Annotated in this window: 17 protein-coding genes; 11 read left to right on the top strand and 6 right to left on the bottom strand. The window is 68.5% G+C overall.

Annotated features, from left to right (window positions below):
- Window positions 1-96: 96 nt before the first annotated feature.
- From mtgA to JL11_RS03585, 4 genes are all read right to left on the bottom strand, one after another.
- Window positions 97-807 (bottom strand): monofunctional biosynthetic peptidoglycan transglycosylase, encoded by a 711-nt coding sequence (mtgA, locus tag JL11_RS03570; RefSeq protein WP_054764447.1) that lies wholly within the window; start codon window positions 805-807, stop codon window positions 97-99.
- A complete protein-coding gene (locus JL11_RS03575) occupies window positions 807-1,772 on the bottom strand; it encodes a WD40 repeat domain-containing protein (RefSeq protein WP_054764448.1) in 966 nt (321 codons plus the stop codon). Before JL11_RS03575 ends, mtgA begins: the two co-directional genes overlap by 1 nt.
- Window positions 1,773-1,875: 103 nt before the next feature.
- Window positions 1,876-2,814, bottom strand: coding sequence for a pirin family protein (locus JL11_RS03580; RefSeq protein ID WP_054766792.1), 939 nt, complete (start codon window positions 2,812-2,814; stop codon window positions 1,876-1,878).
- Between the two features lie 39 nt (window positions 2,815-2,853).
- The gene (locus tag JL11_RS03585) at window positions 2,854-3,342 is read right to left on the bottom strand and encodes an Lrp/AsnC family transcriptional regulator (protein WP_054764449.1); all 489 of its coding nucleotides are present in this window, start codon (window positions 3,340-3,342) and stop codon (window positions 2,854-2,856) included.
- 150 nt (window positions 3,343-3,492) lie between these two features.
- Between JL11_RS03585 and JL11_RS03590 the strand changes: the two genes are divergently transcribed.
- Genes JL11_RS03590 through lpdA form a run of 5 tightly spaced genes read left to right on the top strand, consistent with a single transcriptional unit; the run spans window position 3,493 to window position 9,447 of the window.
- On the top strand, window positions 3,493-4,740 hold the full coding sequence (locus JL11_RS03590) for a 3-methyl-2-oxobutanoate dehydrogenase (2-methylpropanoyl-transferring) subunit alpha (RefSeq protein ID WP_054764450.1): 1,248 nt from the start codon (window positions 3,493-3,495) through the stop codon (window positions 4,738-4,740).
- Between the two features lie 2 nt (window positions 4,741-4,742).
- Window positions 4,743-5,867 (top strand): alpha-ketoacid dehydrogenase subunit beta, encoded by a 1,125-nt coding sequence (locus tag JL11_RS03595; protein ID WP_194166996.1) that lies wholly within the window; start codon window positions 4,743-4,745, stop codon window positions 5,865-5,867.
- A 1-nt stretch (window position 5,868) separates the two neighbouring features.
- Complete coding sequence (locus JL11_RS03600) at window positions 5,869-7,587, top strand: 2-oxo acid dehydrogenase subunit E2 (protein WP_082382578.1); 1,719 nt, start codon at window positions 5,869-5,871, stop codon at window positions 7,585-7,587.
- Between the two features lie 4 nt (window positions 7,588-7,591).
- Window positions 7,592-8,053, top strand: a complete 462-nt coding sequence (locus JL11_RS17345; protein WP_156314141.1) for a hypothetical protein — start codon at window positions 7,592-7,594, stop codon at window positions 8,051-8,053.
- Window positions 8,050-9,447, top strand: a complete 1,398-nt coding sequence (gene lpdA, locus JL11_RS03605; RefSeq protein ID WP_054764451.1) for a dihydrolipoyl dehydrogenase — start codon at window positions 8,050-8,052, stop codon at window positions 9,445-9,447. Before JL11_RS17345 ends, lpdA begins: the two co-directional genes overlap by 4 nt.
- Before the next feature lie 18 nt (window positions 9,448-9,465).
- On the opposite strand, the gene JL11_RS03610 is transcribed toward lpdA, so the two are convergent.
- Window positions 9,466-10,263, bottom strand: coding sequence for an SDR family NAD(P)-dependent oxidoreductase (locus JL11_RS03610; RefSeq protein ID WP_054764452.1), 798 nt, complete (start codon window positions 10,261-10,263; stop codon window positions 9,466-9,468).
- A 7-nt stretch (window positions 10,264-10,270) separates the two neighbouring features.
- Window positions 10,271-10,741: an Rrf2 family transcriptional regulator gene (locus JL11_RS03615; RefSeq protein ID WP_054766795.1), complete on the bottom strand. Its 471-nt coding sequence runs from the start codon at window positions 10,739-10,741 to the stop codon at window positions 10,271-10,273.
- A gap of 167 nt (window positions 10,742-10,908) precedes the next feature.
- Between JL11_RS03615 and JL11_RS03620 the strand changes: the two genes are divergently transcribed.
- The 6 genes from JL11_RS03620 (at window position 10,909) to JL11_RS03645 (ending at window position 19,577) form a co-directional block, all read left to right on the top strand.
- A complete protein-coding gene (locus JL11_RS03620) occupies window positions 10,909-12,885 on the top strand; it encodes a potassium transporter Kup (RefSeq protein ID WP_054764453.1) in 1,977 nt (658 codons plus the stop codon).
- 47 nt (window positions 12,886-12,932) lie between these two features.
- Window positions 12,933-14,276 (top strand): RsmB/NOP family class I SAM-dependent RNA methyltransferase, encoded by a 1,344-nt coding sequence (locus JL11_RS03625; protein ID WP_156314227.1) that lies wholly within the window; start codon window positions 12,933-12,935, stop codon window positions 14,274-14,276.
- 47 nt (window positions 14,277-14,323) lie between these two features.
- Window positions 14,324-14,995, top strand: coding sequence for a ribulose-phosphate 3-epimerase (rpe, locus tag JL11_RS03630; protein ID WP_054764454.1), 672 nt, complete (start codon window positions 14,324-14,326; stop codon window positions 14,993-14,995).
- The gene (locus JL11_RS03635) at window positions 14,992-16,845 is read left to right on the top strand and encodes a heparinase II/III family protein (protein WP_054764455.1); all 1,854 of its coding nucleotides are present in this window, start codon (window positions 14,992-14,994) and stop codon (window positions 16,843-16,845) included. The genes rpe and JL11_RS03635 overlap by 4 nt, the downstream gene beginning before the upstream one ends.
- Window positions 16,846-16,934: 89 nt before the next feature.
- Window positions 16,935-18,539, top strand: coding sequence for a bifunctional phosphoribosylaminoimidazolecarboxamide formyltransferase/IMP cyclohydrolase (gene purH / locus JL11_RS03640; RefSeq protein WP_054764456.1), 1,605 nt, complete (start codon window positions 16,935-16,937; stop codon window positions 18,537-18,539).
- 138 nt (window positions 18,540-18,677) lie between these two features.
- Window positions 18,678-19,577 carry a dienelactone hydrolase family protein gene (locus JL11_RS03645; protein ID WP_054766797.1) on the top strand — a complete coding sequence of 300 codons (900 nt, stop codon included), beginning with the start codon at window positions 18,678-18,680 and terminating at the stop codon, window positions 19,575-19,577.
- The last annotated feature ends 59 nt before the right edge of the window (window positions 19,578-19,636 follow it).

Below are 19,636 nucleotides of genomic sequence, written 5' to 3' on the forward strand. Positions count from 1 at the left end.
GCAGGAGAGGTCAGGGGCGGCGCCGCGTCAAGCGGGGCGGTTCAGCGGGGATCATTCTGGGCTACCGGCCTTCGGCCTACTTGAGCCGTCTCCGGGCTACCGGCCTTCGGCCTGCTTGAGCCGGACGCAGCTGTCCAGGCCGTCATTGCGCACCGTTCCCATGGCGGCCTGGATGCGGGCGGCGCGGCGACGGACGTAGGGGCCGGGGGCTGCGGCCTGATAGCGGCGCGGCGCCGGCAGGATGGCGGCGAGGCGCGCCGCCTCGCGCCGGCTCAGGTCGGCGGCGTCCTTGCCGAACCAGTGCTGGGCCGCCGCCTGGGCGCCGTAGACGCCCGGCGCCCATTCGACGACGTTCAGATAGACCTCCATGATCCGCCGCTTGGACCAGACGGTCTCGATCAGGACGGTGTAGCCCGCCTCAAAGCCTTTGCGGACCCAGTCGCGGCCGGGCCACAGGAAGACGTTCTTGGCCGTCTGCTGGCTGATGGTGGAGCCGCCCCGGATGCGCCCGCCCTCGGCGTTGTGGTCCAGGGCCTTCTGGATGGCCTCCATGTCGAAGCCGTGGTGGCTGCAGAAGCGGGCGTCCTCGGCGGCGATGGCGGCGTCGACCAGATGGGGCGAAATCTGCTTCAGCCCGCGCCACTGATAGTCCAGCCCCTCGCCGCGCACGGCTTGGCGCAGCATCAGGATGGTGGGCAGGGGCGGGAAGAGGGCGACCCAGAGGACGCCGCCGACCGGCACGGTGGTCAGGATGGCGGCGGCGATGACGACCGCCCGGAGCCAGGATGGACGAGGCCACCTCGCCATCAGAGGATCGCCACCCCGGCGGCCCCGTCCTCGTCGGCCCAGGCGACCGCATCAGCCGCCGGGCTGAGGCAGAGGGCGACGATGACCGGGCCCTTGTTGGCCTTGACGAAGTTCAGGCCCTGGGCGGCCGGATGGGCGACCCAGACCCGGCCGTCGGTCAGGCCGGCGGCCAGCAGGCCGTGGTTCACGCGGGCCGAGACCAGATTGATCAGGCTGGCCTCGTCATAGCCGATCTCGGTCGCCTCGCGGCCCATCGGGCCGTTGGAGCCGATGAAGGGCCAAAGCACGGCGCCCTGGGCGCCCGAGGTGGCCAGCAGCTGGCCGTTCGCCAGGAAGGCCAGGGAGCGGACCTTGGATGGATAGCCGCCCATCCGCAGATTCTTGGCGTCCTTCAGCCGCCAGCCGTGAAGCTGATTATCCTGCATGGTGGTGACGACGAAGGCGCCGTCGGGCGAGAAGGCCACGCCGGTGTGCGACCCGGCCCAGCTCAGCCTGGTCGGCTGCTGCTTCTCGATCCGGGCGTACCAGAGGGCCGCGCCGCCGTAGGTCGAGGCGGCGATGCGCCGTCCCTTGGGTTCGAAGGCCACGCCGGAGACGGTGCGTTCATGCTGGAAGTCGCGCCGGAAACCCGGTTCGGACGGATCGATCACCGACAGGGTGCGCCCCCAGGAAAAGGCGATCAGGCCCGACGCTGGCGAGGCGTCCACGGCGTCGATCCACTGGTTCTTCGCCTCGGCCAAGACCGCAGGCTCGACGCCGGGGCGGCTCCAGACCAGCCGACCGTCGTCGCCGCCGGTCACCACCCCTTCGCCGGACGGATGAACCGCGGCGCACAGGACGGCGCCGTCATGCGCCTGGACCGTCGCGCCGTCGGCGAACCGGACCGAGCCGTCGCCGAGGGCGAAGACGGCGCCGGTGTTGTCGAACAGGGCGGCGGTGACCTGGGCGTCGAATGCGAAGTTCATGCGCGAGGCGTTAGCCGGTTGCAGGGGCGGGGGCAAATGGGGGAGAACAAGTCATCCGTTTCTCCCCCCCCCCGGAACGGGGAGAGAGAATGCGGGTGCGCCCTCAGACCGGATCTGTCGGCTTGGGTTCGACCGGGGCCGGGGCGGCCTGGGCTTGGACCGGCTCCTCCGGAAGGGGGATGAACTCCAGATCGTCCTCGCTCGGGAGTTTCATCCGACCGGCCTTCCAGTCGGCCTTGGCCTGGTCGATGCGGGCCTGGCTGGAGGCGACGAAGTTCCACCAGATCAGCCGTTCGCCCACCGGCTCGCCGCCAAGGACCATGACGGTCGATTGCACTAGGGCCTTGACCGTCGGCTCGGCCGTCGGCTCCAGCACGATCATCTGGCCTTCATGGAAGGTGCGGTCGCCCACTTCGATCGCCCCCATGGCCACGAACAGAGCGCGCTCGCTCATGCCGCCGCCGCCCTTGCCCGGAGGCGGAGCGGTGCGGACGCCGGGCTGAAGCTCCCAGTGCACATAGAAGAGGGGCGAGGACACCGGCGCGCTCGCCTTGGCGCCATAGGCTTCTCCGGCCACCAGACGCGCGAACAGGCCGCCGTTCTCATAGGAAGGCTGGGCGTCCTCGCCCAGATGATGAAAGGAGGGGTCGATTTCCTCGGCCTCGTCGGGCAGGGCGACCCAGGCCTGCATGCCGTGCATCGGCCCGCCGCGGCTCTTCTTCAGTGGATCGGTGCGCTCGGAATGGACGATGCCCTTGCCGGCCGTCATCCAGTTCACCTCGCCGGGGCGGATGGGCTGGTTATAGCCGAGATTGTCGTGGTGCAGGATCTCGCCCTCGAACAGATAGGTGAGGGTCGACAGGCCGATGTGGGGGTGCGGCCGCACATCAATGGCGGCGGCGCCCGGCGCAAACTCGGCCGGGCCCATCTGATCCAGGAAGATGAAGGGCCCGACCATCCGGCGCGAATGGAAGGGCAGGACGCGGCCGACCTCGAACCCGCCCAGGTCCTTACGGCGCGCGTCGATCACCAGTTCGATCATGTTCGGCATCCCCTCGGCGGAAGACGCCGCCGAACGGTCTTATCCGACGTGAGGGGTCACTATGCCAAGAGGCAGGGCGGTCACATTCTTCACGCCGCGGGTGACGATATGGCTCTCGCAGTCTGAGACGATGCCCAGGGCCAGCAGCTTTTCGCGCAGGAACTTGTCGAAGGCGTGCATGTCGGAGGTGATGATTCGCAGCACATAGTCCTCGCGGCCCGTGATGGTGGCGCACTGGACCACTTCCGGCCATTTGGCGACCGCCGCCTCGAAGATGTCGAGGTTCTCGGCCGAGGGCAGCATCAGTTTGACGATGGCGTAGACCTCGAAATCCAGGCCCAGCAGCTTGGCGTTCAGCAGGGTGACGCGCTTGGTGATCAGGCCGGAATCTTCCAGCCGTTTGATGCGCCGCCAGCAGGGCGAGGCCGACAAGCCGACCCGATCCGCCACTTCGGCGACCGACAGTCCGGCGTCTTGTTGCAGGATATCCAGGATCCGGGCGTCGATGGGATCGAGTTCGTCCGCCAATGCGTTTCTCCGATTGTGGTTATGGCGAAATAAAATACCCTAAATAGGGATTTTGCAAGGTCAATTTGAGCGAGCGCCTGCTTAGGGGCCGTGTTATCACACGTCCAGAGGAAACACGGACGCATCCTCCGAACGGAACCGGACGCCCGCATGAACGACAAAATGAGCCAAAAGAACAGTCGCCCCCTTTCTTTGCGCGTGCCTGAACCCTCGGGTCGGCCGGGCGACGCGCCGGATTTTAGCCATCTGACGATGGACCCCGCCGGAGCCGTGGATCGGCCGGAGGTTTCGACGGCGCCCTATGAGATGCGCGATCACGCCTTTCGACTGATCCGGGTGCTGGACGAGGATGGAAACGCCGTCGGGCCGTGGAATCCGCGCCTGGACCCCGAGACACTTCGTCGCGGCCTGAAGGCCATGATCCTGACCCGCGCCTTCGACGACCGGATGCACCGCGCCCACCGTCAGGGCAAGACCAGCTTCTATATGAAGTGCACCGGCGAGGAGGCCATCGCAGTCGCCCAAGGCATGATCCTGAGCCGCGAGGACATGGGCTTCCCCACCTATCGCCAGCAGGGTCTGCTGATCGCGCGCGGCTATCCGCTGACGGCGATGATGAACCAGATCTATTCCAACGCCGAAGACCCGATCAAAGGCCGCCAGCTGCCGATCATGTATTCGGCCAAGGACTACGGCTTCTTCACCATCAGCGGCAATCTGGGCACCCAGGTCCCCCAGGCGGTCGGCTGGGCCATGGCCAGCGCCTACAAGGGCGACGACAAGATCGCCATCAGCTGGATCGGCGACGGCGCCACGGCCGAGGGCGACTTCCACAACGCCCTGACCTTCGCCAGCGTCTATCGCGCCCCGGTCATCCTGAACATCGTCAACAACCAGTGGGCCATCAGCTCCTTCCAGGGCATCGCCGGCGGGCTGGAGACCACCTTCGCCTCCAAGGCCATCGGCTACGGCCTGCCGGCCCTGCGGGTGGACGGCAACGACTTTCTTGCGGTGTGGGCCGCGACCCAGTGGGCCGAGGAGCGCGCCCGCTCGAACCAGGGCGCGACGGTGATCGAACTGTTCACCTATCGCGGCGCCCCGCATTCGACCTCGGACGACCCCAGCCGCTATCGCCCCGGCGACGAGCACGAGAAATGGCCGCTGGGCGATCCGATCGAGCGGCTGCGCCAGCATCTGACGCTGATCGGCGAATGGGATGACGAGCGCCACATGGCGGCGCTCAAGGAGGCGGTCGAACAGGTTCGCGCCGCCGGCAAGGAGTCCGAGGCCATCGGCACCCTGGGCCAGTCGCGTCCCAGCGTGAAGACCATGTTCGAGGAGGTCTATGCGACCGAGGACTGGCGCCTGGTCGAACAGCGTCGCGAGGTGGGGGTCTGATCATGAGCGAGCAAACCACCTTTATCGAAGCGGATCGTACTGACGGAGTCGAACCGGACATGGTCGATCAGAACGCCGCTCCCGCTTCGGAAGCGACCGGCGCCGGCGTCGTTCCGATGAACATGATCCAGGCCCTGAACTCGGCCCTGGACGTCAAGATGGCCGAGGATCCGAACGTCCTGTCGTTCGGCGAGGACGCCGGCTATTTCGGCGGGGTCTTCCGCGTCACCGACAAGCTGCAGCAGAAGCACGGCCTGACCCGCAGCTTCGACGCCCCGATCAGCGAATGCGGCATCGTCGCCGCCGCCATCGGCATGGGCGCCTATGGCCTGCGCCCGGTCGTCGAGATCCAGTTCGCCGACTACATCTATCCGGCCTATGACCAGATCGTCTCCGAAGCGGCCAAGATGCGCTATCGCTCGGGCGGTCAGTTCACCAGCCCGATTACGATTCGCAGCCCCTACGGCGGCGGCATCTTCGGCGGTCAGACCCACAGCCAGTCGCCGGAAAGCCTGTTCACCCATATCGCGGGGCTGAAGGTCGTCATTCCGTCCAACCCCTATGACGCCAAGGGCCTGTTGATCGCCGCCGTCGAGGATGACGACCCGGTCGTCTTCTTCGAGCCGAAACGTCTGTACAACGGCCCGTTCGACGGCTGGCACGAGAAGCCGGTCTCGCCGTGGAAGGCGCAAGAATTGGCGCAGGTTCCGACGGGCAAATATGTCGAGCCGATCGGCAAGGCGCGCGTGATGCGCGAAGGAAACGACGTCACCATCCTGGCCTATGGCACAATGGTCTGGGTGGCGCTGGCGGGAGCCGAACACGCCGGCGTGGACGCCGAGGTGATCGACCTGCGCTCGCTCGTGCCGCTGGACATCGAGGCCATCGAGGCCAGCGTGAAAAAGACCGGCCGATGCGTCATCGTGCACGAGGCGCCCAAGACCTCGGGCTTCGGCGGCGAACTGTCGGCCCTGGTTCAGGAGCGCTGCTTCTATCACCTGGAGGCACCCATCGCCCGCGTCACCGGCTGGGACACGCCCTATCCCCATGCTTTCGAATGGGAATATTTCCCCGGACCGCAACGGGTTTCAGACGCCGTGAAGAGCGTCATGTCGGGAGGTCGTTAAGATGGGTCGTTTCGTCTTCAAACTGCCCGACGTGGGCGAAGGCACCGCCGAGGCCGAACTGGTCGGCTGGCACGTCAAGGTCGGGGACACGGTCGCTGAGGACCAGATCGTCGCCGATGTCATGACCGACAAGGCCACCGTCGAGATCACCGCCCCGGTCAGCGGCAAGGTCGTTGCCCTGCACGGCGAACCCGGCGCCATGGTGCCGGTGCGCGGGCCCTTGGTCGAGTTCGAGGTCGAGGGAGCGGGGAATGCGGAAGAGAGCCCCTCCGTCTCTCCGCTGCGCTCCGAGCCACCTCCCCCCGCTTCGCGCGGGGAGGAGACAGTAGCGGCATCGTCTCCTCCCCACGCCAGTGGGGAGGGGGACCGCGCGAAGCGTGGTGGAGGGGCTCTTGACGCCCCCCAGGCCTCCACCGGCAACTATGTCTTCAAACTGCCCGACGTCGGCGAAGGCACGGCCGAGGCCGAGCTGGTCGGCTGGCATGTCCAGGTCGGGGATGCGGTCGAGGAAGACCAGATCCTGGCCGACGTCATGACCGACAAGGCCACGGTCGAGATCACCTCGCCGGTCGCCGGAACGGTCGTCGCCCTGTACGGCGAGGCGGGCAAGGCCGTGCCGGTCGGCGGGCCGCTGGTGGCCTTCGATGTGGCCGGGGCCGGCAATGTCGCCAAGAGCCCCGTTCAGGCCCCCTCCGTCGCCTCCGGCGCTGCTTCCCCCAAGGGGGGAGGATCGACGCCGGCAGCCCCACCAAAATCTCCCCCCCCTGGGGGGAGCGCCCGCGCAGCGGGGGAGGGGGGCAAACCGGCCCCCGCCCTGACCGGCCGGGCCCCCGGCGAACGCCCCCTGGCCTCGCCCGCCGTGCGCAACCGCGCGCGCGACCTGGGCGTCGATCTGACCTTCGTGCCCGGCTCCGGCCCGGCCGGACGGATCACCCACGAGGATCTGGACGGCTTCATCGCCCGCGGCGGATCAGTTCCGACGACGGCGCCCGTCTCAGGCGGCACGACCTTCGCCAAGGCCGAGGGAACCACCGAGGTCAGGATCATCGGCCTGCGCCGCAAGATCGCGGAGAAGATGGCCGAGAGCGTGCGCCGCATTCCCCACATCACCTATGTCGAGGAAATCGACATGACGGCGCTGGAAGACTTGCGCGCGCACCTGAACGCGACGAAGCAAAAGGACCAGCCCAAGCTGAACGTCCTGCCCTTCATCGCCCGCGCCATCGTGGTCGCCCTGCGCGACCAGCCCCAGATCAACGCCCATTATGACGACGAGGCGGGCGTCCTGATCCAGCACGCCCCGGTCCATCTGGGCATAGCCGCCCAGACGCCGAACGGCCTGATGGTGCCTGTGGTCCGCCACGCCGAGGCGCGCGACGCCTGGGATACGGCGCTGGAGATCGCCCGCGTCTCGGGCGCGGCCAAGGACGGTTCGGCCAAGCGTGAGGAGCTGTCGGGCTCGACCATCACCATCACCTCCCTGGGAACCCTGGGCGGGGTGGTCCACACCCCGATCATCAACCACCCCGAGGTCGCCATCGTCGGCCCTAACAAGATCGCCGAACGGGTCGTGGTCCGCGACGGCCAGATGGTGGTGCGCAAGATGATGAACCTGTCGTCGTCGTTCGATCACCGGATCGTGGATGGGCATGATGCGGCGGTGTTCGTGCAGCGGATCAAGGGCCTGCTGGAGCAGCCCGCGACCTTGTGGATGGGGTGAAGTGATGCTCCGGCTCACCGGCGCCTTAGCCTTGGCAACTGTGATGATGGGCGGCCCAGTTTTGGCCTGCTCGCTGGCGCTTGGGGACCAGGTCGAAGTCCGAGCTCGCGACCTTCGCGCCGTGACCGGCGTCTACGAAGCGAGGATCGAAAACACGGCTTGGCTAGATCAATACGGGAACAACGTCGACTTCACAGTAAGGCCGACCTTGGCTGTCTGGGGACCAGTATCGCCGCGATCTTTACGTCTGTCATACAGAGCGGGAGCCTGCACGAATTGGCTTTTTCTCATGGATGACGAAGGTGAGCCGCGGAATGGCTCGAGGGTATTGGTTTTCGCGAGCCCTGAAGCCGAAACGGACAAGACTTGGCTCTACATCGTGAAGGCTGACGCCGAATATATCGAAAGCTTTATGAGCGACTGGCGTGCGGCAATAGCTGGCCAGCCTCTACCGGGACCCAAATGACCCAGACCCTGAAGACCAAAGTCCTGATCATCGGCGCGGGCACGGGAGGCTATGTCGCCGGCATCCGTTGCGGCCAACTGGGCCTCGACACCGTGCTGGTGGACGGCGGCGATGGGCTGGGCGGGACCTGCCTGAACGTCGGCTGTATTCCGTCCAAGGCCATCATCCATGCGGCGGGCAAGTTCGAGACCGTGGCCAAGGCGGCCGGGGGCGGGACCCTGGGCATCACGGCGGCCAAGCCGGCGATCGACCTGAAACAGACGGTCGCGTGGAAGGACGGCATCGTCCGTAAGCTGAACGCCGGGGTCGCGGCCCTGCTGAAGAAGGCCAAGGTCAAGGTGATCAAGGGCTGGGCGGCCTTCGAGGACGCCAAGACCTGCATGGTGAAGACGGAAGACGGCGACATCCGCATCACCGCCGAACACGTCATTCTGGCGACGGGATCGGAGCCTGTCGAACTGCCCTTCCTGCCGTTCGGCGGCGACGTCATCTCCTCGACCGAGGCGCTGAGCCTGTCGGATGTCCCGAAGAAGCTGGTCGTCGTCGGCGGCGGCTATATCGGGCTGGAGCTGGGCATCGCCTATCGGAAGCTGGGCGCCGAAGTCGCCATCGTCGAAATGGCCGACCGGATCCTGCCCCTCTATGACAAGGCCCTGACCGATCCGGTCGCCAAATGGCTGGAGAAGCACGGGGTCGAGCTTCATCTGGGCGCGCGGGCCGGCGGCTTCGGCGACGGAAAACTGTCGATCACGACCAAGGACGGCGAGCCGCTGCAGCTGGAGGCCGACAAGGTGCTGGTCACGGTCGGCCGTCGTCCGCGCACCCAGGGCTGGGGTCTGGAGAACATGGGCGTGGCCATGGCCGGTCCGTTCGTGAAGATCGACAACCGCTGCGCCACCAGCATGAAGAATGTCTGGGCCGTCGGCGACCTTACCGGCGAACCCATGCTGGCGCACAAGGGATCGGCCCAGGGCGAGGTGGTCGCCGAGATCGTCGCCGGCCACGACCGGGTGTTCGATCCCACGACGATCGCCGCCGTCTGTTTCACCGAGCCGGAGATTGTTTCGGCGGGTCTGGGTCCCAGCGATGTCGAGGGCCGCGACGATGTGATCACCGCCGTCTTCCCCTTCGCCGCCATCGGCCGGGCCCTGGCCATCGAGGCCGGCGAGGACGGCGGCTTCGTGCGCGTGATCGCCTCCAAGGCCGACCACCGGCTGCTGGGGATCCAGGCCGTGGGCCAGCATGTGTCGGAACTGTCCAACAGCTTCGCCCAGATGCTGGAGATGGGGGCGGTGCTGGAAGACGTGGCCGGGACCATCCACGTCCACCCGACCCTGGGCGAAGCCTTCCACGAGGCGTCCCTGCGGGCCCTGGGCCACGCGATCCATATCTGACCTCGGCCTGGAGCGGTCCTACAGCCGCTCCAGCCGCCTGGCGTGGTTCGCCACCATCTTCAGGGCCAGACCGTCGGGCAGGACGCGCGCCAGGCCCGCCATGACATTGTTCATGACGCCGGGCGTCACGCTGGCCCGGTTCGCCTCGCAGGCGTCGTAGCCGATCTGCGCCACGCGGCCGGCGTCCATCCACATCCAGGCCGGATAGGCGCGCGACACCTGATCGCGAGACCCATTGACGTCGTGGAACTCGGTCAGGGTGTAGCCGGGGTTCAGCACCGTCACATGGACCCCCGTCCCCAGGGTCTCCAGATGCAGGCCCTGGGAGGCCTTGATCAGGAAGCTCTTGATCGGACCATACAGGGTGTCGCCGCCCGTCGCCGGCATCTGGCCCGCCAGCGAGGCGACGTTCAGCACCCGGCCGAAGCCCCGCCCGACCATGCCGGGCAGGACCAGGCGCGACAGCTCCACCGGCGCGGTCAGCATGACCTGGATCATGGCCCGGTGGGCGGCGAGGTCGGTGTCGAGGAAGCCTGTGACCCGGCTGAAGCCCGCATTGTTGACGAGGCCGTCAACCGTCAGGCCCCGTGCCGCGACGGCGGCGATCAATCGTTGCGGGGCCGTCGGATCGGACAGATCCTCGGGGATCACGGTCGCGGTCACCCCGTGGGCGGCGGTCAGTTCATCGGCCAGGGTCTGCAGCGGCCCCTCGCGTCGCGCGGTCAGGATCAGGTTCCAGCCCTTGGCCGCATAGGTCCGGGCCAGGGCGGCGCCGATGCCAGCCGAGGCGCCGGTGATCAGGACCGTTCGGCTCATCGGGGCGTCAAGCCGCGACAGGGCAGGATTTGTGCGGCGTAAAGGCCGCCAGGGACACAGGATTTTCCGCCAGCAGATCGGCGATGGTGATCTTGGACAGGGCCTCGGTCGCGGCCTCGTCGGCGGCGGTCAGGGCCTTGGCCACCTGGCGCGGGATATGTTCGCTGATCGGGCAGCCCTTGGCGCCGGACGGCGGCGAGCCGATGTGGGCGCAACCGTTGACGGCCTTCAACACCTCGTCCAGCCGGATGTCCTGCGGCTGACGCAGCAGCCAGGAGCCGCCGGTCGCGCCGGGGCGGGTGGCGATCAGACCGGCCTTGGCCAGCAGGGCCGTCACCCGGCGCACCACAACCGGATTGGTCGGTATGGAAGAGGCCAGAACGCCGCTGGGCGCCGCGCGGTCAGGCGAAAACGCGCCCTTGTGGGCCATATAGGCCAGGGCGTGGGCGGCGACGGGGAAGCGCTGGCTGTCTGACATGATCGTGTTCCTGAAGGGAAAATAGGCGTTCGCGCGCCGAATCACAAATCTCCGCCCGTCTGGAGAAACCGAATCCCGCGCGCCGCGATTGAAGCGGACGCGGAATGAGCCTAAAGGCTCGCCGCTTTGAAGGGCTCGACCTGTCGTCGACGACCCGGAGGATACGCATGGCCGGGGACACTCCCCACGACGCGGGCGCTCTCCCCGCCGCGTCGAACCCGCCGAACAAGTCCACCCACGCCACGGGACCCGAGTCCCAAGCTCCAGCAGGCCAGATCGCCAAACACGGCGGCTTCTGGGCCCTGACGGTCGGCGCGATCGGCGTGGTGTTCGGCGACATCGGCACCAGCCCGCTCTACGCCCTGCGCGAGGCGATCGACCATGCCCGGTCGGGCGTGGGCGGCGACCTGGCCGTGGTCGGCGTGGTCTCCCTGGCCTTCTGGGCCCTGATGGTGGTGGTGACGTTCAAATACGTCTTCTTCCTGATGCGGGCCGACAACAAGGGCGAGGGCGGCACCCTGTCCCTGATGGCCCTGGCCCAGCACGCGGTCGGACGGCGCAGCGCCTGGATCTTCATTCTGGGCGTCTGCGGCGCGGCCCTCTTCTATGGCGACGGCATCATCACCCCGGCCATTTCCGTGCTGTCGGCCGTCGAGGGCCTTCAGGACGCGCCGGGCCTGGCTGGACGTCTGGATCCCTTCATCGTGCCGATCTCGGCCGGGATTCTGGTGGCCCTGTTCATGGCTCAGTCGGGCGGCACCGCCAGCCTGGCCAAATATTTCGGCCCGATCACCGCCGTCTGGTTCCTCAGCCTCGGCGGGCTGGGTCTTTATCACATCTTCGACGACGTCAGCATTCTGCGGGCCCTGTCGCCCCACTACGGCGTCATGCTGCTGATCAATGACGGCTTCCTGGGTTTCGTCATCCTGGGCAGCGTCTTCCTGGCCGTGACCGGCGCCGAGGCCCTGTATGCGGACATGGGCCATTTCGGAAAGGCGCCGATCCGCATGGGATGGCTGGCCTTCGTCCTGCCCTGCCTGACCCTGAACTATCTGGGCCAGGGCGCCCTGATCCTGGACAATCCGGCCGCGTCGGAGAACCCCTTCTGGAACATGGTGCCGGAGATGGCCTATTGGCCGATGCTGATCCTGGCCACCGCCGCCACCGTCATCGCCTCCCAGGCCGTGATCACCGGAGCCTTCTCGGTCACCCAGCAGGCGGTGCAGCTGGGCCTGCTGCCCCGGATCGACATTCGCAACACCTCCGAAACCCAGGCGGGCCAGATCTTTGTGCCGGCGGTCAACACCTTCCTGATGATCGGGGTCCTGCTGCTGCTGGTGGTCTTCCAGAGCTCGCACAATCTGACCGCCGCCTATGGTGTGGCCGTCACCGGGACCATGCTGGTCAACACCCTGATGAGCTATTCGGTGATCACCAAGGGCTGGAAATGGCCGATGTGGGCGGTCGCCGGAACCCTGATCCCCTTCGCCTTCATCGACAGCGTCTTCCTGACCTCCAACCTGCTGAAGATTCCCGACGGCGCCTGGATGCCCCTGGTTCTGGGGGCGATGCTGGTCCTGATCATGTGGACCTGGGTGCGCGGCACTCAGATACTGACGACCAAGACCCGCAAGGATAGCCTGCCTCTGACCGACCTGATCGAGATGCTTCAGGCCCGGCCGCCGCACCGCGCGCCAGGCACGGCCATCTTCCTGACCAGCGATCCCGACGTCGCCCCGGTCGCCCTGATGCACAATCTCAAGCACAACAAGGTCCTGCACGAGAAGAACGTCATCCTGACCGTGCGCACCTCCGAGCGGCCCCGCGTCAAGGAGGCGGATCGGGTGCGGATGGAGCCGATCAATGACGACTTCAAGAAGCTGACCATCACCTATGGCTTCATGGAGACGCCGAACGTGCCGCGCGCCCTGGGTCTGTGCCGCAAACAGGGACTGAAGTTCGACATCATGTCGACCAGCTTCTTCCTGGGCCGCCGGTCGCTTATCCCGTCGGCGCGCCAGGGCATGCCCCTGTGGCAGGACCGGCTGTTCATCTTCCTGATGCGCAACGCCGCCAATCCGACCGACTTCTTCCACATCCCGCCCGGCCGCGTGGTCGAGCTGGGCGCCCAGGTGGCGGTTTGAGGCCGGGCGCCCGGCCGGGCCAGAACTCCGAGGCGCGGGGCCGCCGGATGGCGACCAAGGGCAGGCCGCGTCCAGCTTCTGCGTCGGAAGCCTCGTCTGAAACCCCGCACCAGGACGATATCGGGGTGGAGGCCCGCCTCGTCGCCGGCCTGTTGCTGAACGCGGCGCTGGAGCGACGCAACGGACTGGACGAGGCCCTGGCCCAGCCGCCCGCCCGCGCCCTGGCGCCGGTCGATCGCGCCTTCGCCCGCGCCGTGGCCATGGCGGCGCTCCGTCGCCTGGGCGAGATCGACCAGATACTGGATCGCCGCCTGCAGAAGTCTCCGCCCGAGGCCGTCCGCACCCTGATGCGCATCGCCCTGGCTCAGACCCTGGTGCTGGAGACCCCGGCCTTCGCCGCCGTCTCCACGGCCGTGAAACTGGCCGAGCGGGACCCCAAGACCCGGCCGTACAAGAACCTGGTCAACGCCGTGCTGCGCGGCGTGGGCCGCGACGGCGCCGGCCTGACCACGGCCGAGAGCAATCTGCCCGACTGGATCGCCGCCCGCTGGCGGGCGACCTATGGCGAGGCGGCCCTGACCGGCCTGGCCTTGGCCGCGCGCGAGGAGCCGCCGACCGATCTCAGCCTAAAGCCCGGCGTCGATCCCGCCGCCGTCGCCGAGGCGGTGGAGGGCGAGGTTCTGGACGGGGGTACGGTCCGCACCGGCCGTCGCGGCGATGTCGCCGCCTGGCCCGGCTTCGAGACCGGCGATTGGTGGGTTCAGGACGCCGCCGCCGCCGTCCCCGGCCGCCTGCTGGACGTCAAGCCCGGCGAGACCGCCCTGGATATGTGCGCCGCCCCCGGCGGCAAGACCCTGCAGCTGGCGGCCGCCGGCGCTTCGGTGGTGGCCCTGGACCGTTCGGCCCCGCGTCTGAAACGCCTGACCCAGAACCTGGAACGCACCGGACTGACCGCCGAGGTGGTCGCCGTCCCCGCCGAGGACTGGGAGGACGACCGCACCTTCGACGCCGTGCTGCTGGACGCCCCCTGCACCGCCACCGGCACCTTCCGCCGCAATCCGGAGGTTCTGCGCGCCACCAAGCCGGCCGAGGTCGCCAAATTGGCCGACGTCCAGCACCGGCTGCTCGACGCCGCCGCCGAACGGGTCAAGCCGGGCGGCCGTCTGGTCTATTGCACCTGTTCGCTGGAGCGCGAGGAAGGGGAGACCCAGGTGATCGCCTTCCTGCGCCGCAACCCCGGTTTTCGCACGGTTCCCGCCGACCCCGCCGCCGTCGGCGCCCCGGCTGAGGCCCTGACGCCGGAAGGCTGGCTGCGCATTCTGCCGTCCCAATGGGCCGAACGCGGCGGCCTGGACGGCTTCTTCGCCGCACGGCTGGAGCGGATTTCCTGACGGTCGGCGGCTTGCCCCCGTGGGCAAGCCGTCCTATCCGAGGGCCCATGGCCGCACCCCTGATCTGCCCGTCCATCCTCGCCAGCGATTTCGCGCGCCTGGGTGAAGAAGTCCGCGCTCTGGAAGCCGCCGGCGCCGACTGGATCCACATCGATGTGATGGACGGCCATTTCGTGCCCAACATCACCCTGGGCCCGGACATCGTGAAGGCCATCCGACCGCACACCCGTCTGCCGTTCGACGTCCATCTGATGGTCGCGCCAGTCGATCCGTGGCTGGAAGCGTTCCGCGAGGCGGGCGCAGACGTCCTGACCGTCCACCCTGAGAGCGGAGCGCACCTGCACCGCACCCTGGGCCGCATCCGCCAGCTGGGCGCCAAGGCGGGCGTCGTGTTCAATCCCGCCACCCCGCTGTCGATCCTGGAAGAGGTGGTCGATCTGGTGGATCTGGTTCTGATCATGTCGGTCAATCCCGGCTTCGGCGGCCAGAAGTTCATCGACAGTTCGCTGAAGAAGATCGAGACGGCGCGCGCCATTCTGGATCGGGCCGGGTCGGCGGCTCATCTTCAGGTGGACGGCGGCGTGACCTCGGCCAATGCGGGTTCTTGCGTCGCCGCTGGGGCTGACGCCCTGGTCGCGGGCTCCTTCGTCTTCAAGGGCGATTATGCGGCCAATATCGCGGCCCTGAAGTCCGCTCCGAACCCTTGGACCGCCGGGTGAGCCCCTTGGGTCCCTTCGCTCCGCGGCGCGAGGCCGAGACGCCGGACGTCGCCTCGGGCCAGATTCCGGGCCTTCCGGGCGCGCCGGTCCGCACGCCCGTCCGGGCGGGGCAGGCGGCGACCAGCGCCGGTCTTTGGCCCGCCATCGCCGGGCGTCTGATCACCCGTCAACTGTGGATCGAGCTTTACGGCCTTCCCGGCTATGGTCTGACCCTGAGCCCCGTGCTGGCCGGGGGCAAGGTCACGGCCTTCGCCGCGACGCCGCGGGATTTCCGGCCGCACGATCCCGCCCCGGGCAAGAACCTGCTGGTCGGGCGCTTCATCCTGGCCGGCGCCTCCATGGAGGTGGAGCCGCCGTCCGATCCGTGGAACCGACCCAGTCCGTCGCGGCCCTTCGCCGTCGAACTGCACGCCTTCAACTGGCTGCCGGCCCTGATGGCCCAGGGCGAGCGCGGCGCGCGCGAGGCCCTGCGCCTGACCCTGGCCTGGGCGGACGCCTTCGCCCGCTGGTCGCCCTTCGCCTGGGGCCCGGAGATTCTGCCGCGCCGGGTGATCAACCTGGCCTGCGCCGCCCGCCGCATGGGGGCGGTGGCGACCGAGGCGGAACGGCTGAGGCTGGCCGACAGTCTGGCGCGTCAGACGCGCCAGCTGTTGCGTCCGCCGGGCGGCCTGGCCACGCGGGCCGAGCGTCTGACCGCCGCCGCCATCGGGGGCTGCGTCCTGGCCGGAGCGCCGGGTCAGGGGCTGAGACGCCGCGCGCTGGGCGGTCTGGCGGGGGCGCTGCGCGTCACGGTTCACGACGACGGTTCGCATGCGTCGCGCAGCCCGGAGGCGGGGCTGGAGCTGCTCTTGGACCTCCTGACCCTCGATGACGCCCTGGCCCAGCTGTCTGAACCGACGCCGCAGCCGGTGTCGGAGGCGATCGACCGCCTGACCCAGGGCTTGCGCCTTCTGACCCTGCCCGACGGGCGGCTGGCCGGTTTTCAAGGCGGCGGCCCCTCGTCGGCCGCCCGTGTGGCCGCCGCCCGAGCCCATGACGAGGCCGCCGCCACGGCGCGCGCAGCCGATCGGACCCATCCCCCCGTCGGCCGGATCGGCGGCTTGGTGCGGATCGCCAGCCCCCTGTTGTCCATCATCGCTGACGCCGCCTCGCCCGCGCGCGGCGCCTGGGGCGCGACGGCCTGCGCCCAGCCCCTGGCGCTGGAGATCGCCTGCGGCAAGGACCGTCTGGTCACCGGCTCCGGCTGGACCCCCGCAGCCACCGATCGTCAGGCCCTGCGCCTGACCCCCGGCCATTCGACCCTGACCCTGGGCGAGCGGTCGCTGAACGAACCCTTGGGCGGCTGGAAGGGAGAGCTTCTGGGACCGCGCCTGGTCGGGCCGCCGATCCATGTGACCACCGACCAGAGGGAAGCCGAGGGGGCGGTCTGGCTGGAGATGGAGCATGACGGCTGGAACGAAGCCTTCGGCCTGAACCACCAGCGGCGCCTGTATCTGGACCAGAGGCTGGACGAGTTGCGAGCGGAGGAGAAGCTTTTCCCGACGCCCGGCCGCAAGGAGGTGATCCGCCAGATCGCGGCCCCCTACGCCATCCGCTTCCATCTGGAGCCGGGGGTTCAGGCCTCGCTGGCGCGCGACCGGCGCTCGATCCTGCTGCGCGGCGCCTCGGGCCGGGGCTGGTGGTTCCGCACCGACGGCCCCGACGTGGCCATAGAGCCCAGCGTCCATATCGACGCCGGGCTGACCCGCCGATCGCTGCAGATCGTCGTGCGGGGATCGGCCCGCACCGACAGCGAGACCAAGATCCGCTGGAAGCTGAGCCCAGCGGGCGCGAGCGGCGATCCGAGCTGATCCTCGTCAGAAACCGTCCGTGGGGTGACGAGGCGGCCGTTTGGCGCTAGAGGGCGCGCCATCCTCCCCAAGCCTTCACGGACGCCGCCATGCCCGCCGCTCCCGACTTCCCCCCCGCCCCTGACCGGGTCAAGCCGCAACGCGCCCTGATCTCCCTGTCCGACAAGGCCGGGCTGGAAGACGTCGCCCGCACCTTGAACGACCTGGGCGTCGAACTGGTCTCGACCGGCGGCACCAAGGCGGCGATCGCCAAACTGGGCCTGCCGGTCAAGGATGTGGCCGATCTGACCGGCTTCCCCGAGATGATGGACGGCCGGGTCAAGACCCTGCACCCCGTGGTCCACGGGGGCCTCCTGGGCGTGCGCGACGCGGCCGACCACGCCCAGGCCATGACCGACCACGGCATCGGCGCCATCGATATCGTCTGGATCGACCTCTATCCGTTTGAATCAACCGTTGCGGCGGGCGGTTCGTTCGAGGCGGCGGTCGAGAACATCGACATCGGCGGCCCGGCCATGATCCGTTCGGGCTCCAAGAACCACGGCTATGTCGCCGTCGCCGTCGACGGCGAGAGCATCGGCCTGATCCTTGAGGCGCTGAAGGCGGAAGGCTCGACCGATCTGGCCCTGAGAAAGCGGCTGGCCGCCCGCGCCTTCGCCCGCACCGCCGCCTATGACGCCGCCGTCTCCGCCTGGTTCGCCCAGCAGGTCGAGGACGCCGCCCCGGCCCGCAAGTCGATCGCCGGTTCTCTGGCCCAGACCCTGCGCTATGGCGAGAACCCGCACCAGACCGGCGCCTTCTACCGCACCGGCGAGCGCCGGCCGGGCGTGGCCTATGCGACCCAGGTCCAGGGCAAGGAGCTGGGCTACAACAATATCGCCGACGCCGACGCCGCCTATGAGCTGGTCGCCGAGTTCGAGGCCCCGGCCTGCGTCATCGTCAAACACGCCAACCCCTGCGGCGTGGCCGTGGGCAAGGATCTGTCGGAAGCCTATGCCCGCGCCCTGGAATGCGACGCCGTCTCGGCCTTCGGCGGCGTGATCGCCGTCAACCGGCCGCTGAACGGCGACGACGCCCGCGCCATCACTGGAATCTTCACCGAGGTCGTCATCGCCCCCGGCGCCGACGACGAGGCCAAGGCCGTCTTCGCCGCCAAGAAGAACCTGCGCCTGCTGATCACCGACGGCCTGCCCGATCCGCACGGGCCGGGCGAGGTGTTCCGTTCGGTCGCCGGCGGCTTCCTGGTCCAGAGCCGCGACCGGTCGCTGATCAAGCCGTCGGACCTGAAGATCGTGACCAAGCGCCAGCCGACGCCGACCGAGATCCAGGACATGCTGTTCGCCTTCACCGTGGCCAAACACGTCAAGTCCAACGCCATCGTCTACGCCAAGGACGGCCAGACCGCCGGCATCGGCGCGGGCCAGATGAACCGCCGCGACAGCGCCCGCATCGCCGCCATCCGCGCCAAGGAGGCCGGGGAGGCCAAGGGTCTGACCACTTCGCTGGCCGAGGGGTCGGCCTGCGCCTCGGAAGCCTTCTTCCCCTTCGCCGACGGCCTCTTGGAAGCCGTCGCGGCCGGGGCCACGGCGGTGATCCAGCCCGGCGGCTCGATGCGTGACGCCGAAGTTATCGCCGCCGCCGACGAGAAGGGGATCGCCATGGCCTTCACGGGCGTGCGGGTCTTCCGGCACTGACCCTAGGGAAAGAAGGCCGCTACCGCTCGCGACGCGGTGAGCGGCCTTCTTTCCATCGTTGACGTCCTCGCGTTCGTGACTGGACGCCCCCCGCGCGCCGTGATGGTCTGGCGGTTCCCCCGTTTCTGGAGCCGTCCCATGACCACCCTGATCCGTCCCGAAGGCCAGACCGCCGATGATCTGAAGCTCAGCCGCAGGGCGGTGGGGGCGCTTGGGGGGCTGTTCTTTTCCGGCTATGCGGTCGCTGCCCTGGCCAGGGAGGCCAAGCCGATCACCACCGACGCCGCCGGATTGGAGACGGCGGAGGTCGCCTATCCGGCGCCGGACGGGTTTCAACTGCCGGCCTATGTGGCGCGTCCGACCGGAGACGGCCCCTTCCCCGTCGTGATCGTCGTGTCCGAAATCTTCGGGGTCCACGACTATATCAAGGACGTCTGCCGCCGCCTGGCCAAACAGGGCTACGCCGCCATCGCCCCGGCCTTCTTCGTCCGGGTCGAGGATCCGGCGCCCCTGTCCGACATGGGCCGGATCATGCAGATCGTGGGCGCGGCGAACTATGAACAGGTGATGGGCGACCTGTCGGCCACCCTGGAATGGGCCAGCCAGCAGCTGTGGGCGCGCGACGGCAAGGTCGGGATCACCGGCTTCTGCTGGGGCGGCAAGGTGGTGTGGCAGGCGGCGGCGCGCTTCGCCGCCATCGGCGCGGGCGTGGCCTGGTACGGCCGTCTGGCGCCGGCGGTGGACGCGACCCCGGCCCAGGTCTCGTCCGGCCAGCCTTGGCCGGTCGATCTGGCCGACGACCTGAAGGCGCCGGTGCTCGGCCTCTACGGCGGTCAGGACCAAGGCATTCCCCTGGCCAGCGTCGAACGGATGCGCCAAGCCCTGGCGCGCGCCGGTCAGACCCAGAGCCGGATCGACGTCTATCCCGACGCCCCGCACGGCTTCCACGCCGACTACCGCGCCAGCTACGCCGAGGCGGAGGCCAAGGACGGTTGGGCCAAACTGCTCGCGGTTTTCGATAAAGCGTTAAAGAATTAGGCGGTTATTGGGTGAAGGCGCGGCGACCGACCGCGCGGCTCGGGAGGAACGACGTGGTC

Source organism: Brevundimonas sp. DS20 (genome assembly GCF_001310255.1).
GTDB classification, from domain to species: Bacteria; Pseudomonadota; Alphaproteobacteria; order Caulobacterales; family Caulobacteraceae; genus Brevundimonas; species Brevundimonas aurantiaca.

Excerpts from the sequence above, each read along its gene's own strand:
- mtgA (WP_054764447.1), bottom strand. The coding sequence starts at position 807 with ATGGCGAGGTGGCCTCGTCCATCCTGGCTCCGGGCGGTCGTCATCGCC.
- JL11_RS03575 (WP_054764448.1), bottom strand. The coding sequence starts at position 1,772 with ATGAACTTCGCATTCGACGCCCAGGTCACCGCCGCCCTGTTCGACAAC.
- JL11_RS03580 (WP_054766792.1), bottom strand. The coding sequence starts at position 2,814 with ATGATCGAACTGGTGATCGACGCGCGCCGTAAGGACCTGGGCGGGTTC.
- JL11_RS03590 (WP_054764450.1), top strand. The coding sequence starts at position 3,493 with ATGAACGACAAAATGAGCCAAAAGAACAGTCGCCCCCTTTCTTTGCGC.
- JL11_RS03595 (WP_194166996.1), top strand. The coding sequence starts at position 4,743 with ATGAGCGAGCAAACCACCTTTATCGAAGCGGATCGTACTGACGGAGTC.
- JL11_RS03600 (WP_082382578.1), top strand. The coding sequence starts at position 5,869 with ATGGGTCGTTTCGTCTTCAAACTGCCCGACGTGGGCGAAGGCACCGCC.
- JL11_RS17345 (WP_156314141.1), top strand. The coding sequence starts at position 7,592 with ATGCTCCGGCTCACCGGCGCCTTAGCCTTGGCAACTGTGATGATGGGC.
- lpdA (WP_054764451.1), top strand. The coding sequence starts at position 8,050 with ATGACCCAGACCCTGAAGACCAAAGTCCTGATCATCGGCGCGGGCACG.
- JL11_RS03610 (WP_054764452.1), bottom strand. The coding sequence starts at position 10,263 with ATGAGCCGAACGGTCCTGATCACCGGCGCCTCGGCTGGCATCGGCGCC.
- JL11_RS03615 (WP_054766795.1), bottom strand. The coding sequence starts at position 10,741 with ATGTCAGACAGCCAGCGCTTCCCCGTCGCCGCCCACGCCCTGGCCTAT.
- JL11_RS03620 (WP_054764453.1), top strand. The coding sequence starts at position 10,909 with ATGGCCGGGGACACTCCCCACGACGCGGGCGCTCTCCCCGCCGCGTCG.
- JL11_RS03625 (WP_156314227.1), top strand. The coding sequence starts at position 12,933 with ATGGCGACCAAGGGCAGGCCGCGTCCAGCTTCTGCGTCGGAAGCCTCG.
- rpe (WP_054764454.1), top strand. The coding sequence starts at position 14,324 with ATGGCCGCACCCCTGATCTGCCCGTCCATCCTCGCCAGCGATTTCGCG.
- purH (WP_054764456.1), top strand. The coding sequence starts at position 16,935 with ATGCCCGCCGCTCCCGACTTCCCCCCCGCCCCTGACCGGGTCAAGCCG.
- JL11_RS03645 (WP_054766797.1), top strand. The coding sequence starts at position 18,678 with ATGACCACCCTGATCCGTCCCGAAGGCCAGACCGCCGATGATCTGAAG.